Source organism: Streptomyces sp. NPDC021012 (assembly GCF_044333355.1).
In the GTDB taxonomy this organism is placed as follows: Bacteria; Actinomycetota; Actinomycetes; order Streptomycetales; family Streptomycetaceae; genus Streptomyces.
The window spans coordinates 100221-115183 of sequence record NZ_JBIRQU010000004.1 but is presented as its reverse complement, the minus strand read 5'-3'; the positions used below and the strand labels follow the sequence as shown (position 1 = coordinate 115183).

Below are 14963 nucleotides of genomic sequence, written 5' to 3'. Positions count from 1 at the left end.
ATTTCATGAAGCTCGCTGTCGTGGGGGGCGGGTCCACCTACACCCCCGAACTGATCGACGGATTCGCGCGGCTGCGCGACACCCTGCCCATCACCGAACTCGTCCTCGTCGACCCGGCCGCCGAGCGCCTGGAGCTCGTCGGCGGCCTGGCCCGGCGGATCTTCGCCAAGCAGGGCCACGACGGGAAGGTCGTCACCACGGGCGACCTCGACGCCGGGGTCGAGGGCGCCGACGCCGTCCTGCTCCAGCTGCGGGTCGGCGGACAGGCCGCCCGCGAGCAGGACGAGACCTGGCCGCTCGAATGCGGCTGCGTCGGCCAGGAGACGACGGGGGCCGGCGGTCTCGCGAAGGCGCTGCGCACGGTCCCGGTCGTCCTCGACATCGCCGAGCGGGTCCGCCGCACCAACCCCGACGCCTGGATCATCGACTTCACCAACCCCGTCGGCATCGTCACGCGCGCGTTGCTCCGGGCCGGGCACAAGGCCGTCGGCCTGTGCAACGTGGCCATCGGCTTCCAGCGGAAGTTCGCGAAGCTCCTCGACGTCACCCCGTCCGAGGTCCACCTCGACCACGTCGGGCTCAACCACCTGACCTGGGAGCGGGCGGTACGGCTCGGGGGCCCCGAGGGCGAGGACGTGCTGCCCCGGCTGCTCGCCGAGCACGGGGAAGCGATCGCCGCCGACCTGCGCCTGCCGCGCCCGGTCCTGGACCGGCTCGGCGTCGTCCCCTCGTACTACCTGCGGTACTTCTACGCCCACGACGAGGTCGTGCGGGAGCTCGGCACGAAGCCCTCGCGGGCCGCCGAGGTCGCGGCGATGGAGCGGGAGCTCCTGGAGATGTACGGGGACCCGGCGCTCGACGAGAAGCCGGCGCTGCTGGCCAAGCGGGGCGGCGCCTTCTACTCGGAGGCGGCCGTGGACCTGGCGGCGTCCCTGCTGGGCGGCGGGGGTTCGCCGTACCAGGTGGTGAACACGTACAACAACGGCACGCTGCCGTTCCTGCCGGACGACGCCGTCATCGAGACGCAGGCGGCGGTCGGCGCGCACGGCGCCACGCCGCTGCCGGTCGCGCCGGTGGACCCGCTGTACGCCGGTCTCATCGCGAACGTCACGGCCTACGAGGACCTGGCCCTGGAGGCGGCGCTGCGCGGCGGCCGGGACCGGGTGTTCAAGGCGCTGCTCGCGCACCCGCTGGTCGGGCAGTACGCGTACGCCGACGGGCTCACCGACCGGCTGATCGCGCACAACCGGGAGCACCTCGCGTGGGCGTGAACCTGAACGGCCTCCTCCTCGCGGTCGACGCGGGGAACAGCAAGACCGACGTCGCGGTGCTCGACCGGGACGGGACCGTCCTGGGGGCGGCGCGCGGCGGCGGGTTCCAGCCCCCGCTGGTGGGGGTGGGGGCGGCGGTCGACGGGCTCGCGGAGATCGTCGGGAGGGCGTGCGCCGAGGCGGGTGTCCCCGTGGAGTTCGCGCGGGTCGCGGCCTGTCTCGCCAATGCCGACCTGCCGGTGGAGGAGGCCTCGCTCCGGACCGAGCTGCTCGGCCGGGGCTGGAGCCCGTCCGTGCGGGTGCACAACGACACCTTCGCCATCCTGCGGGCCGGGGTCGACGAGCCGCGCGGTGTGGCCGTGGTGTGCGGGGCGGGCATCAACTGCGTCGGGATGACCCCGGACGGGCGGACCGCGCGCTTCCCGGCGATCGGGAAGATCTCCGGGGACTGGGGCGGGGGCGGCGGACTCGCCGACGAGGCGCTGTGGTTCGCGGCCCGCGCCGAGGACGGGCGGGGAGAGCCGACGGAGTTGGCGGGCGCGCTGCCCGCGCACTTCGGCCTGGAGTCGATGTACGCGCTGATCGAGGCGCTGCACCTGGGACGGATCCCGATGGCGCGGCGGCACGAGCTGTCGCCGGTGCTCTTCGCGGTCGCGGCCGGGGGCGATCCGGTGGCGCTGTCGATCGTGCACCGGCAGGCCGAGGAGGTCGTCGCCATGGCGGCGGTCGCGCTCCGCCGGCTCGGGCTCCAGGACGAGGAGGCGCCGGTGCTGCTCGGCGGCAGCGTGCTCGCCGCCCGCCACCCGCAGCTGGAGGAGCGGATCCGCGAACTCCTGGCGGCGCGGGCGCCGAAGGCCGTGATCGGTTTCGTGACCGCGCCGCCGGTCCTCGGGGCGGGACTGCTCGCCCTGGACGCGGCGGACGCGGACCCGGAGGCCAAGGCCCGGCTGCGGGAGCACTACGGGGTGGTCTGAGGGCCGGTCCGAGCGCGCCGTCACGGGGCGTCCCGTCAGATCGACGGGGCGCCCCTCACGCATGTTCACCTGTTCGAGCGATGGCCGATACGGAACCGATCCCCGCCGGGCGACGTATTCATGGTGAGGGGGTTCGCCTGCTGACGCCTGGGAGGCATGGGGCACGATAGGCACAAGATCCAGTCAATCCCGGTGTGCGGACGGGCCCCTGAGGCCATACTGCTGGCCGGGTGGTCCGCCACCGGAACCGGTCCCGAACCGGAACCCCGGCAGGAGGGTCCGACGTCAGCGACCGAGGGGGAGGTCAAGTGACATACCCGCCGAACGCGCCCGCCGCGCCGGCGGCGCGGGGCACGGCGCAGGCGCCCGCGCGCCCGGGCGGTGTGCCCGCGCAGCCGTCGCCCGCGCCCGCCGCCACTCCGCCCGCGGGACGCGGCGCCTGGGCCGTGGGCCGGGAGCGGCTGCGGGAGGCCGCGACCACCGAGCCCGGCCGACTCCAGATCCTCGGGGCCGTACTGGCGCTGCTCGTCGTCGCGTTCGGGGCCGTCACCGCCCTGGAGGTCAGCGGACGGGCCTCCGCCGCCGACGACGTCGTCAGCCGCAGCCAGCCCCTGAGCGCCGACGCGGCCGCCATCTACCGCTCCCTCGCCGACGCCGACACCACCGCCGCCGCCGGGTTCCTGGCGGGCACCCTGGAGCCCGCGGAGTCCCGCGCGCGGTACGACCGGGACATCACCACCGCCTCCCGGCTCCTCGTCAAGGCCGCCTCCAACACGGACGATTCGTCCGCCTCGGCCCGCGAGATCGCCACCCTCAACGAGCAGCTCCCCCGCTACACGGGCCTGATAGAGCGCGCCCGGGCGGCCAACCGGCAGGGCCTGCCGCTCGGCGGCGCCTATCTGCGGTACGCCAACGCGCGGATGTCCGGCGCGCTGCTCCCGGCCGCCGAGCGGCTGTACGCGGCGGAGACGGCGCGGCTGCACGGGGACGACGACTCGGCCCGCGCCTGGCCGTACGCGTCGCTCGCGCTCGGCCTGCTCGCCCTCGGCGTCCTCGTCTGGGCCCAGCGCCGCAACTACGCCCGCACCAACCGGGTCTTCAACCACGGGCTGCTCGCCGCCACCGCCGCCACCGCGGCCGTCCTGCTCTGGCTCCTCGCCGCGCACACCGTGACGCGGGCCGAGCTGAACAGCGCGCGGGCGCACGGGCAGGACTCCCTCCAGGTCCTCAACACGGCCCGGATCAGCTCCCTCACCGCCCGCTCCAACGAGAACCTGACCCTGGTCGCCCGGGGCGCCGTCCTCACCGAGGACGGCAAGAACGACAAGTACGAGGCGGACTACACGGCGAGCATGAGCGCCCTGACGACGGCGCTCGCCGCGGCGCGGGAGCGGGCCGACGACGACGCCGGGCGGGGCCCGGTCGACGAGTCCGCCGCCCGCGCGGCCGAGTGGCGGGAGCGCCACAAGGACGCCCGCGCCAAGGACGAGGCCGGCGACTACGAGGGCGCCCTCGGCCTGGTCGTCGGCGCGAAGGGGTCGACGGGCCAGTCCTTCGACCAGGTCGACGCGGCCCTGGAGCGGGCCCTCGCGCACGAGCAGGACGAGTTCACCCGCTCCGCCGGGAGCGCCAGGGACGCGCTGACCGCGCTTCCCCTCGGCGCGGCGGCCCTCGGGATCCTGGGCGCGGCGGGCGCCGTGCTCGGCATCAACCGCAGACTGTCGGAGTACCGGTGAGAGGGGGCGGGATGCCGAACGGCGCGGACCCGCTGGCGCGGTCGGTGGCGAGCGGCGCGGAGCCGGCGGCGCGCCGCGCGGCGAGCGGCGCGGCGAGCGGCGCGGAGCCGCTCGTGGTGCGGGCGGCCGGGCGGCTGCGGGGCTGGGGCGGGGTCGCCGCCATGGCCGTGGCCTGCGGGCTCACCGCCTCGCTCACGCTGCTGCCCCTCGCGCGGGAGGGGAGCGGCGCGGCGGCCGCGCCCCGGACGGCCGGCCCCGGCGTGGGCACCGGCGTCCAGGTCAAGGCCGACACCTGCGAGCACCCCGAGACCTCCCTCACGCCCTCCTCGGCGGACGGCCCGTCGATCCGGGCGATCAAGGAGCGCGGGAAGCTGATCGTCGGCGTCGACCAGTCCAGCTACCGCTGGGGCTACCGGAACCCGGAGAAGGGCGTCCTGGAGGGCTTCGACATCGACCTGGCCAAGGCCGTCGCCCAGGACATCCTCGGCGACCCGGAGGCGATCATCTTCCGGACGATCCCGACCAACCAGCGGATCGCCGCCCTGGACAGCGGCAAGGTCGACCTCGTCGTGCGGACCATGACGATCAACTGCAAGCGGATCGGGCAGGTCGCCTTCTCCACCGCCTACTTCCAGGCCGGGCAGCAGGTCCTGGCGCCCAAGCTCGCCACCGGGATCACCGGCTACGACTCCTCGCTGCGCGGCAAGCGGGTCTGCACCGCCGAGGGCTCCACGGCCTACGACGCGCTGGCGGAGAACTCGTTCGGCGCGGTCTTCAAGGACGAGGGCGACGGCACCAAGGACGACCAGGACCTGCTGACCGTCCCCAACCAGCTGGACTGCCTGGCCCGGCTCCAGATGGGCGAGGTGGACGCCGTCGTCACCGACAACGCCCTCGCGGCCGGCCAGGCCGCGCAGGACCCGGCGGTCGAGCTCAAGGGCAAGCCGTTCACCAGGGAGTACTACGGGGTGGCGGCCAAGCTGGGCAACGACGACCTGGTGCGCCGGGTCAACCAGGTGCTCGTCGGCTACCGGCAGGGCCCCTGGCAGCGGGCGTACGAGAAGTGGCTGGCGAAGGACCTCCCGGGGATAACGGGGCCGCCCGCCCCGCTGTACAAGTAGCCCGGTACGCGCCCCGGAGGAGCGACCCTGCACACGACGAAGCGGAAGAGGTGACCGATGGGCGTCACGGGACCCCCCGGGCCGGTGATGGACCGGGACGAGGCGGACCGTGCGCTGGCGCGGCTCGGCGCGGAGCACCAGGCGATCGAGGACTCGCTCCTCGCGCTCCAGGACCACGCGGGCCGCAGGCTGCTCGAAGGGGCCGAGCTGACGGGCTCGACCCGGGAGCGGTGGGCGGCCGCCGAGCGGACCATCAGCCTGCTCTGGACCTGCTTCGACGTGTACACCGCCGCCCTGCGGGACGCCCGTGAGCTGCGCGCGCGCAAGCGCTGGCCCGGCCGGGAGGAGCTCGTGGAGCTGACCGACCGGCTGCGCGGGGACACCGTGCTCGTGCCGGGCGGGGCCGCCGAGGGCGCCCTGCTCACGGAGCGGTTCACCCTGGAGGGCCTGGTCCGGCGGATGAACGAGCTGTACGCCTCCTCGCTCGACCTGGTCGTCACCGCCGACGCCGTCTGGTCGGCGCTGCCGGCCCGGATAGACCTGCTCGCCGCCGAGCTGGGCCGGACGCGTTCGCTCGCGCACTCGGTGGGCGTGCGTCCCGGGGAGCACCCGGCGGGGGACGAGCTGGAGGCGATCACGGCCGAGCTGACCGCGCTGCGCTCCCAGGTGGTGACCGACCCGCTGGCGTTCTGGCGCCCGGCGGCGGGGAGTTCGGCGCCCGGCGGGGGCCGTCCCGACACCGATCGGTACGACCGGGCCGCGCTGGCCCTGGAGGACGTCCGGCGCGAGGTCGAGGCCGTCCTCGCGGTCCGGCAGGACTCCGAGGACCGGCTGCTGAGGCTGCGGGACGTGCTCTCGCGGGCGGACCGGACGCTCGCCGAGGCGCGGTCGGCGCGCGGCGAGGTCCTCGCGAAGATCGCCGCCTCCGAGGTGCCGGCCGTCAGCGGCCCGCCGATCGTGCTCCAGGAGCGGCTCGCGGCCGCCGCCGAGTACCGCAGGCGCGCCCAGTGGCACCGGCTCTCCCCCCTCCTGGACTCCCTGGAGCGGGAGGCGGAGGACGAACTGCTGCGGGCCCGCGAGTCGTTGACGGCGGTCACCGCGCCGCTCGCGGTCCGGGCCGAGCTGCGCGGCCGGCTCGACGCGTACAAGGCGAAGGCGGCGCGGCTCGGCGCGGCGGAGGACCCGCTGCTCGTCGAGCGGTACGACGCGGCGCGCCGGATGCTGTGGAGCGCGCCCTGCGATCTGCGGGTCGCCGAGCAGGCGGTGCTGCGCTACCAGCGGGCGGTCGCGGAGGTACTGTCCGGGCCGAGGGACACGGGAGACGCGGGAGACGCGGGAGGACAGCAGTGGTGAGCGGGGGAACGGACGTGAAGAGCTGTCAGCGTCCTTCGTGCGAGGGTTCGTACGAGGACATGGGGGGCGGCGAGCTGTACTGCGACACCTGCGGGCTCGCGCCGGTCGTCGCGCCCGGGGGCCTGATCGGGTCGACGCCGACGGGGATGGCCGTGCCCGGGAAGGGGACGGGCGTCGCGGGGCCGGACTCCAGCTCCTCGCGGAGCGGTTCGCGCGCCTCCTCGCGGTCCTCGTCCCGCTCCTCGACCTCGCGCCGCTCGGTCTCCGGCCGGCTCTCGCGCTCGCTCTCCGGGGCCTCCACCGGCCGCTCGGTGTCGGTGCGCAGCTCGGGCTCGTCGACCGGGCAGTCCGCCCGGAACCGGCTGGGCGCGGGCCTGGTGACGATCCCCGAGGTGCCGCGCCCGGACCCGCGGGCGGCGGTGATGGAGAACGCCGAGGTGCCCGAGCGGAAGCGTTTCTGCTCCCGTTCGGACTGCGGGGCCCCGGTGGGCCGTTCGCGCGGGGACCGGCCGGGCCGTACGGAGGGCTTCTGCACCAAGTGCGGGCACCCGTACTCCTTCGTGCCGAAGCTGCGCGCCGGGGACATCGTGCACGGCCAGTACGAGGTCGCGGGCTGCCTCGCGCACGGCGGGCTCGGCTGGATCTACCTCGCGGTGGACCGGGCCGTCTCCGACCGGTGGGTGGTCCTCAAGGGCCTGCTCGACACCGGCGACCAGGACGCCATGGCCGCGGCGATCTCCGAGCGCCGCTTCCTCGCCGAGATCGAGCACTCCAACATCGTCCGCATCTACAACTTCGTCGAGCACCTCGACCCGCGCACCGGCTCCCTGGACGGCTACATCGTCATGGAGTACGTCGGCGGCAAGTCGCTCAAGGAGATCGCCAACGACCGGCGGACCCCCGACGGCCGGCGCGATCCGCTGCCGGTGGAGCAGGCCTGCGCGTACGGCATCGAGGCCCTGGAGGCGCTCGGCCATCTGCACAGCCGGAACCTGCTGTACTGCGACTTCAAGGTCGACAACGCCATCCAGACCGAGGACCAGCTGAAGCTCATCGACATGGGCGCGGTCCGGCGGATGGACGACGACGAGTCCGCGATCTACGGCACGGTCGGCTACCAGGCGCCCGAGGTGGCCGAGGTCGGCCCCTCGGTGGCCAGCGACCTGTACACGGTGGCGCGCACGCTCGCCGTGATGACCTTCGACTTCCAGGGCTACACGAACGTCTTCCTGGACTCGCTGCCCGACCCGGAGCACATCGAGGTCTTCCGGACGTACGAGTCGTACTACCGCTTCCTGGTCCGCGCCACCGACCCGGACCCGGCCCGCCGGTTCGCCTCCGCGCAGGAGATGGCAGAGCAGCTGACGGGCGTGCTGCGCGAGGTCGTCGCGCTCCAGTCGGGCCGGCCGCGCCCGGCCCTGTCGACGCTGTTCGGCACGGAGGTGCGGGTCACGGACACCACGCTGTTCGCCGAGCTCACGGAGGACGTGTCGCTGCTCGGGGCCCGCCGGGGCGGCGGGCGGCGCAGTAAGGCCGGAGCCGCGGCCGGTCCGCCGCTGCCGGGTTCCGTTCCGGGTCAGGCGCCGGGCGCGCTCCCGGCCTCCGGGGCAAGCGCCGCAGCGGGCGCCGGGACGAGCGCGGTGCCGGGCGCCGTCTCCGGTGCGGTGCCGGGTGCCGGAGAGCCCGGGCTCGGCTCGCTGCTCGCGCCGCTCGACGCGCCCGCCACCGCGCTCGCGCTGCCCGTGCCGCGCGTCGACGCGGGCGACCCCAACGCCGGTTTCCTCGCCGGGCTCGCGGCGGCCGCGCCGGCCGAGCTGCTCGGGGCGCTCCAGGGCGCGCCCGCGCCCTCCCCCGAGCTGGTGCTGCGGACCCTGCGGGCCCAGCTGGAGCTGGACGACCTGCCCGCCGCCGCGCGGACCCTCGCCGGTCTGGAGGAGCGGGACCCGGATGACTGGCGGGTCGTCTGGTACCGGGGGGTCGCCTCCCTGGTGACCGGGGACCACGAGCACGCGGCGCTGGCCTTCGACGCGGTGTACGACGCCTTCCCCGGCGAGCCCGCGCCGAAGCTGGCCCTCGGGATCTGCGCCGAGGTCCTCGGCCAGCTGGACAACGCCGCCGAGTACTACCGCCTGGTGTGGGCGACGGACCCCGGCTACGTCAGCGCGGCCTTCGGGCTCGCCCGGGTGCGGCTCGCGGCGGGCGACCGCGGCGGAGCCGTACAGGCCCTGGAGTCCGTACCGGAGGCGTCGATCCACTACACGGCGGCCCGGGTCGCGGCCGTACGGGCGCGGCTGCGGCGGCGCCCGGCGCACGAGCCGCTCGGCGCCGACCTGACGGCGGCCGCGGCGCAGGTCTCCGCGCTCCAGGGCTTCGGTCTGGACGCGGTGCGCCGGGAGCGCCTGTCGACGGAGGTCCTCGGGACGGCCCTCGACTGGGTACTCTCCGGGAGTCCCGGCGCGGCACCGGGCGGCGGCGCGCTGCTGCTCGGCAGTGAACTGGACGAGCGCGGACTGCGCTTCGGCCTCGAACGCTCGTACCGGGTGCTGGCCCGGCTCGCCCAGCGGGGCGAGGAGAGGATCGAACTGGTGGAGCGGGCCAACCGCTTCCGCCCCAGGACGTGGGTGTGAGGATGTCCCAGAAGCCGAAGCCGTCGCACGGACTCGCCGTCTGCCCGGGCTGCGCGGAGCCGCTGGAGTCGGGTGACCGGTTCTGCGGGGCGTGCGGCTACGACCTGTCGGCCCTGCCGGCCGCCGAGGCCGTGCCGGACCGCCCGACCGTGGCGATCGGCACCCCCGTGATCTGGCCGGACGCCCCGCCCCGCGAACCCGGTTCGCTCTCGACGATGACCCAGCACCCGGGCGACCTCCCCGGCACCGACTCCGGCGGCCGCGACCTGCCGACGACGGAGGTCCGCGTGGACGGTCCGGTGCCGGGATCCCCCGCGCCCGCCGCGGCCTCGGCGCCCGGTACCGCCGCACCCGCCGCGGGCTCGGCGCCCGGTACCGCCGCACCCGCCGTGGCCTCGGCGCCCGGTACCGCCGCGCCCGCCGCGGGCTCGGCGCCCGCGTCCGACGGTGACTTCGAGCTGGCCGCGCCCGACCCCCGTGCCGCCGTGCGCGTGGATCCCGCCCCGCCCGCCCCGGTCGCCCCGCCCGCCGCGGGCGGACCCGCGCTCTGCGTGGCCTGCCGGGCCGGGCGGGTGGACACCGACGGGTACTGCGAGAACTGCGGGCACGCGCAGCCGCGCGAGCGCGACCACATGGAGCGGGAGCTCGCCGGTGTGGCCGCCGTCAGCGACCGGGGGCTGCGCCACCACCGCAACGAGGACGCGTTCGCCGTCTCGACGACCACCCTGCCCGACGGCTCCCCCGCCACCCTCGCGATCGTCTGCGACGGCGTCTCCTCGGCGACCCGCCCCGACGAGGCCTCCGCGGCCGCCGCCGAGGCCGCCGGCGCCTCGCTGCTCGCCGCGCTCCCCCGGGGCACGCACCCGCAGCAGGCGATGCACGAGGCGATCGTGGCCGCCGCCGAGGCCGTCAACTCCCTCGCGGAGGAGCCCGGTCAGGACGGCGCGGAGCACGATCCGCACCGCCACCGCAACGCCCCGGCCTGCACCATCGTCGGCTCCGTCGTCGCCGCCGGGCTGCTCGTAGTGGGCTGGGTCGGCGACAGCCGCGCCTACTGGGTGCCGGACGACCGCAGCGCCCCGCCCGCCCGGCTCACCGAGGACGACTCGTGGGCCGCGCAGATGGTCGCGGCCGGCCTGATGAACGAGGCCGAGGCGTACGCGGACGAGCGCGCCCACGCGATCACCGGCTGGCTCGGCGCCGACTCGTACGAACTCGACCCGCACACGGCCGCGTTCAAGCCGGATCGTTCCGGCGTGGTGGTGGTCTGCACGGACGGCCTGTGGAACTACGCGGAGGCCGCGGAGGACATGGCCCGGGTCGTCCCCGCGGACGCCGCCGACCGGCCGCTGCACGGAGCGCAGGTCCTGGTCGGCCACGCCCTGGACGGCGGAGGCCACGACAACATCACGGTCGCGCTCGTCCCGTTCACCGTCACCCCGCAAGGGGCAGGATCCGCCTGAGAGCGGTCGCCCATCCCCCGTCCCCTTCACCGTTGTTGCGTCTGTCGCGTAGGAGCCGAAACAGATGGCGAACTTCTCCAAGCCGACCGTGCCCCAGTTCTCCGTGGACGTCTACCAGAACGAGTTCCTGCCCGAGGGCGGCCGGGACGTCAGCGCGATCGTCACGGTCACCTCGACCGGGGGCGGCACCACCGGCGGGTTCGCGAGCGGCGGGTCGGCCGGTGTCGTGATCATGGTCGACTGCTCCGGCTCGATGGACTACCCCGCCACCAAGATGCGCGGCGCGCGCGAGGCGACCGCCGCCGCCGTCGACACCCTGCGGGACGGCACGCACTTCGCCGTCGTCGCCGGGACGCACGTGGCGAAGGAGGTCTACCCGGCCGACGGCGGCCTCGCCGTCGCCGACGCCCGGACCCGCGCCGAGGCCAAGGAGGCGCTGCGCCGGCTCTCCGCGGGCGGCGGCACCGCGATCGGCACCTGGCTGCGCCTCGCGGACCGGCTGCTGTCCTCCGCCGAGCTCACCATCCGGCACGGCATCCTGCTCACCGACGGCCGCAACGAGCACGAGTCCCCGGCGGAGCTGCGGGCCGCGCTCGACGCCTGCGCCGGCCGGTTCACCTGCGACGCGCGCGGGGTCGGCACGGACTGGGAGGTCAAGGAGGTCACCGGGATCGCCTCGGCGCTCCTGGGCACCGCCGACATCGTCGCCGACCCGGCGGGGCTCGCCGCCGACTTCACGGCGATGATGGAGCACGCGATGGGCAAGGGCGTCGCGGACGTCGCGCTGCGCCTGTGGACCCCGGTCGGGGTCGAGATCATGTTCGTCAAGCAGGTGGCGCCGGCGGTCGAGGACCTGACCGGGCGGCGCACCGAGGCCGGGCCGCGCGCCGGCGACTACCCGACGGGCTCGTGGGGCGACGAGTCCCGCGACTACCACGTGAGCGTGCGGGTCCCGCAGGCGGCGATCGGGCAGGAGATGCTCGCCGCCCGGGTCTCGCTGCTCGCACCCGACCCGGCGGGCGGCGACCCGCGCCCGCTGTCTCAAGGACTGGTACGGGCGGTGTGGACGGACGACCTCGCCATGTCGACGTCGATCAATCCGCAGGTCGCGCACTACACGGGCCAGGCGGAGCTGGCGGACGTCATCCAGCAGGGTCTGGATGCCCGCAAATCGGGCGATCGGGACGGCGCGACGGCCAAACTGGGCCGTGCCGTGCAGCTCGCGGCGGCCTCCGGCAACGCGGATACCGCGAAACTGCTTTCGAAGGTGGTCGACGTCGTCGACGCGGCGACCGGTACTGTGCGTTTGAAGGCGAAGGTCGCGGAAGCGGACGAGATGACACTCGAGACCCGTTCCACCAAGACCGTTCGCGTCAAGAGGTAGCCCGGCCACCGGGCCGGACGACGAGAGGGGGAAGCACCGACATGCCGACCTGCCCGAACGGACACCAGTCGGTCTCCGACGACTGGTGCGAGGTCTGCGGCCATCGCATGGCCGGGGCGGGTGCGCCGACGGGTGCCGTACCGCCGCCTCCCCCGCCGCCGCCCCCCGCGTACGGATACCCCGGCCCCTCCGGCCCCGGCCAGGCCCCCCAGGGCCCGCCCCCGGGCACCCCCGGCAACTTCGGCCCGGGCGGCCCTGGTGCCCCCGCCGCTCCCGGCCCCTACGGCGGCCCCGGAGCTCCCCCGGCTCCCGCCGGTCCCGGCGCCTTCAACACCCCTGACGCACCCGGCGCCCCCTCCGGCCCCGGCTCCTACGGCGGCCCCGGAGCCCCTGCGGCTCCCGGCGGCCCCGGTGCCTACGGCGGCCCTGACGCACCCGGCGGTCCCGGCCCCTACGGCGGCCCCGGTGGCCCCGGAGCCCCTGCCGGTCCCGGTGGTCCCGGCCCCTACGGCGGTCCCGGCGCGCCCGCCGCCCCCGGCGGCTTCGGGCCCGGTGGTGACCCGAACGCGACGGCTCAGGCGGAGCTGTGCCCGCAGTGCCGGACGCCGCGTGAGCACATGGCGCCGTTCTGCGAGGAGTGCCGCTGGAACTTCCTCACGAACACGGCGACCTCGTACACGCCGCTGGCCCCGCGCAACGCCCCGTCGGCCCCGCCCGCACCGCCGCAGCAGCAGCCCGGCCCGCCGCCCGGAGTGAACCTGCCGCCCGGCTTCCAGTCGCCGCCGCCCGCGCCGCCGAGGCAGCAGCAGCCCCCGCAGCCGGACCCGTTCGGCTACCAGGGCTCGCGGCCCTCGCAGGTGAACCGGCCGGCCGAGCCGCTGGGCGCCGAGCCCACGCACCACCAGGCCCCGCCGCAGCGCCCGCAGGAGCAGCAGCAGCCGGCCCAGCCCGCGTACCTCCAGGCTCCGGCCCAGGCCCCGGCGCCGCCCGCGCCGCCGCAGCCGCGCGCGGACGACGACTGGGTCCTGTCGCCGCCGTCGCAGCACCAGCCGCCGCAGGCGCCTCAGGCACCTCCGGCCCCGCCGCAGCACCAGGCGCCTCCGCAGCAGTTCCAGCCGCCGCGCCCGCCGCAGCAGCCGCTCAGCTGGACCGCGGTCATCGGTCCCGACCGCGAGTACTTCATGGCGATGATGCAGCGCAGCGGCCCGGAGGCCACGGGCCTGAACCTGCCCGCGTACTCGCCGGACAAGCACGTGCCGCTCCAGGGCAACCAGGTCTCCATCGGCCGTCGCCGGCACTCCACCGGCGAGTCCCCCGACATCGACCTGTCGGTGCCGCCGGAGGACCCGGGCGTCTCGCACCAGCACGCCGTGCTCGTGCAGCAGCCGGACGGCTCGTGGGCGGTGGTGGACCAGAACTCCACCAACGGCACCACGGTCAACGGCGGCGAGGAGCCGATCCAGCCCTACGTCCCCGTCCAGCTCCAGGACGGCGACCGGGTGCACGTCGGCGCCTGGACCACGATCACGATCCGCAGCTCCTGACGGACGGCCTCAGCGCAGGGGCCAGGCGTACGGCCCCGCCGGGTCGTCCAGCCAGGCCCACTGCCGGTCGCCGCTGACCGTCACCCCGAAGCGCTCCCGCTCCGGCCGCCGCTCGCGCAGCCAGAGCGAGAGCGCTTCGCGTCGGTCGAGGGTCCCGCCGACCAGACCCCACAGGAAGAGGAAGCGCTCGTCCCCGGCCGGGCCGTGGCGCGGTCCTGCCGCCGCCGGGGCCTGGGCGGCGGCGCCCCGCAGGGCCACGAAGTACGCGGAGGTCGCGAGGAACCGTCCCTCCGCATGCCCGGCGTCGCGCACCCGCAGCAGGATCAGCCCGGTGGAGAGCGGGGCGAGGACGAGCGCGCCGGGTCGGCACTGGGCGAGCCAGGGGTACGGGACGGCGGGCACTTCGCAGGTCGCCACGATCCGGTCGTACGGGGCGCGCTCGGGGCAGCCCCGGGCGCCGTCGGCGGCGAGCACCGCGGGCCGGTACCCGGCGGCGGCGAGGTGGGTGCGGGCGGACTCGGCGATCTCCTCGTCCAGGTCGACGGTGGTGACGTGCTCCTCGCCGAGGCGGTGGCAGAGCAGGGCCGCGTGGTAGCCGCTGCCGGCGCCGATCTCCAGGACGTCGTCCCCGTCGCGTACGTCCAGGGCGTCGAGCATCAGCGCCATCAGGGAGGGCTGGCTGGCGGAGGAGAACAGGCCCCCGTCCCGTACCCGGGTGGCGATCGCCGTGTTCGCGTACGCCCCGCGCAGCCAGCGGTCGCGTCGCGCGGGCTCGGGGTCGCCGGACCAGAGCCGCTCGTAGCCGCCGGGCGCGGAGACGTAGTAGTACGGGACGAAGAGGTGGCGCGGCACCTCGGCGAAGGCCGCCCGCCAGGCGGGGTCGGTCAGCAGGCCCTCCGCGTCGAGCTCCCGCACGAGCGCGCGCCGCTCCCGCGCTCCGGCCTCGGCGAACTCGTCCCGCACCGCGTCCATGCCCCCACTCTCCCGCCCCGCCGGGCCCCCGGTCGACCGCCCGTACAGGTGGTCCTAAGCCTCCGGTCCTCGGCCGGGGCATCTGAGACGATGGAACGGTGAACGAGATTCCCGGGGAAACAGTGCAGGAGCAGACCTTCTACGACCAGGTCGGCGGCGAGGAGACGTTCCGCCGTCTGGTCCACCGCTTCTACGAGGGCGTCGCGGCGGACCCGCTGCTCCGCCCGATGTACCCCGAGGAGGACCTCGGCCCGGCCGAGGAGCGCCTCGCCCTCTTCCTGATGCAGTACTGGGGCGGCCCCCGCACCTACAGCGACCACCGCGGCCACCCCCGCCTGCGGATGCGCCACGCCCCGTTCACCGTGGACCGGGCCGCCCACGACGCCTGGCTGCGCCACATGCGCGACGCCGTCGACTCGCTGGGTCTCGCCCCGGAGCACGAGAGCGAGCTGTGGCGCTATCTGACGTACGCGGCGGCGTCGATGGTGAACAGCGTCGGCTGACGAACCGACGGCCGG

11 protein-coding genes are annotated in these 14963 nt (G+C 75.6%); 10 read left to right on the top strand and 1 reads right to left on the bottom strand.

Annotated features, from left to right (window positions below):
- The first annotated feature begins 5 nt into the window (after window positions 1-5).
- From ACH4TP_RS14705 to ACH4TP_RS14665, 9 genes are all read left to right on the top strand, one after another.
- Window positions 6-1271 carry a 6-phospho-beta-glucosidase gene (locus tag ACH4TP_RS14705; RefSeq protein ID WP_389221998.1) on the top strand — a complete coding sequence of 422 codons (1266 nt, stop codon included), beginning with the start codon at window positions 6-8 and terminating at the stop codon, window positions 1269-1271.
- Window positions 1262-2245, top strand: coding sequence for an N-acetylglucosamine kinase (locus ACH4TP_RS14700; RefSeq protein ID WP_398437989.1), 984 nt, complete (start codon window positions 1262-1264; stop codon window positions 2243-2245). Before ACH4TP_RS14705 ends, ACH4TP_RS14700 begins: the two co-directional genes overlap by 10 nt.
- A gap of 308 nt (window positions 2246-2553) precedes the next feature.
- The gene (locus ACH4TP_RS14695) at window positions 2554-3981 is read left to right on the top strand and encodes a hypothetical protein (RefSeq protein WP_389222001.1); all 1428 of its coding nucleotides are present in this window, start codon (window positions 2554-2556) and stop codon (window positions 3979-3981) included.
- A gap of 11 nt (window positions 3982-3992) precedes the next feature.
- Window positions 3993-5102, top strand: coding sequence for a glutamate ABC transporter substrate-binding protein (locus ACH4TP_RS14690; RefSeq protein WP_398437988.1), 1110 nt, complete (start codon window positions 3993-3995; stop codon window positions 5100-5102).
- Window positions 5103-5159: 57 nt separating this feature from the next.
- Complete coding sequence (locus tag ACH4TP_RS14685; protein ID WP_398437986.1) at window positions 5160-6455, top strand: hypothetical protein; 1296 nt, start codon at window positions 5160-5162, stop codon at window positions 6453-6455.
- A gap of 59 nt (window positions 6456-6514) precedes the next feature.
- Window positions 6515-9082 (top strand): tetratricopeptide repeat protein, encoded by a 2568-nt coding sequence (locus tag ACH4TP_RS14680; protein WP_398438449.1) that lies wholly within the window; start codon window positions 6515-6517, stop codon window positions 9080-9082.
- A 2-nt stretch (window positions 9083-9084) separates the two neighbouring features.
- The gene (locus ACH4TP_RS14675; RefSeq protein ID WP_398437985.1) at window positions 9085-10545 is read left to right on the top strand and encodes a PP2C family serine/threonine-protein phosphatase; all 1461 of its coding nucleotides are present in this window, start codon (window positions 9085-9087) and stop codon (window positions 10543-10545) included.
- A 64-nt stretch (window positions 10546-10609) separates the two neighbouring features.
- Window positions 10610-11929 carry a VWA domain-containing protein gene (locus tag ACH4TP_RS14670; protein WP_398437983.1) on the top strand — a complete coding sequence of 440 codons (1320 nt, stop codon included), beginning with the start codon at window positions 10610-10612 and terminating at the stop codon, window positions 11927-11929.
- 41 nt (window positions 11930-11970) lie between these two features.
- Window positions 11971-13473 (top strand): FHA domain-containing protein, encoded by a 1503-nt coding sequence (locus ACH4TP_RS14665; protein WP_398437981.1) that lies wholly within the window; start codon window positions 11971-11973, stop codon window positions 13471-13473.
- Window positions 13474-13482: 9 nt separating this feature from the next.
- On the opposite strand, the gene ACH4TP_RS14660 is transcribed toward ACH4TP_RS14665, so the two are convergent.
- On the bottom strand, window positions 13483-14445 hold the full coding sequence (locus ACH4TP_RS14660) for a methyltransferase domain-containing protein (protein ID WP_398437979.1): 963 nt from the start codon (window positions 14443-14445) through the stop codon (window positions 13483-13485).
- Window positions 14446-14543: 98 nt separating this feature from the next.
- Here ACH4TP_RS14660 and ACH4TP_RS14655 point away from each other — a divergent pair, with 98 nt between their 5' ends.
- Complete coding sequence (locus ACH4TP_RS14655; protein WP_398437977.1) at window positions 14544-14948, top strand: globin; 405 nt, start codon at window positions 14544-14546, stop codon at window positions 14946-14948.
- Window positions 14949-14963 lie beyond the last annotated feature (15 nt).

Bases quoted from the DNA above. Each gene is read 5' to 3' on its own strand.
- ACH4TP_RS14705 (WP_389221998.1), top strand. From the start codon at position 6: ATGAAGCTCGCTGTCGTGGGGGGCGGGTCCACCTACACCCCCGAACTG.
- ACH4TP_RS14660 (WP_398437979.1), bottom strand. From the start codon at position 14,445: ATGGACGCGGTGCGGGACGAGTTCGCCGAGGCCGGAGCGCGGGAGCGG.
- ACH4TP_RS14675 (WP_398437985.1), top strand. From the start codon at position 9,085: ATGTCCCAGAAGCCGAAGCCGTCGCACGGACTCGCCGTCTGCCCGGGC.
- ACH4TP_RS14680 (WP_398438449.1), top strand. From the start codon at position 6,515: ATGGGGGGCGGCGAGCTGTACTGCGACACCTGCGGGCTCGCGCCGGTC.
- ACH4TP_RS14685 (WP_398437986.1), top strand. From the start codon at position 5,160: ATGGGCGTCACGGGACCCCCCGGGCCGGTGATGGACCGGGACGAGGCG.
- ACH4TP_RS14665 (WP_398437981.1), top strand. From the start codon at position 11,971: ATGCCGACCTGCCCGAACGGACACCAGTCGGTCTCCGACGACTGGTGC.
- ACH4TP_RS14690 (WP_398437988.1), top strand. From the start codon at position 3,993: ATGCCGAACGGCGCGGACCCGCTGGCGCGGTCGGTGGCGAGCGGCGCG.
- ACH4TP_RS14670 (WP_398437983.1), top strand. From the start codon at position 10,610: ATGGCGAACTTCTCCAAGCCGACCGTGCCCCAGTTCTCCGTGGACGTC.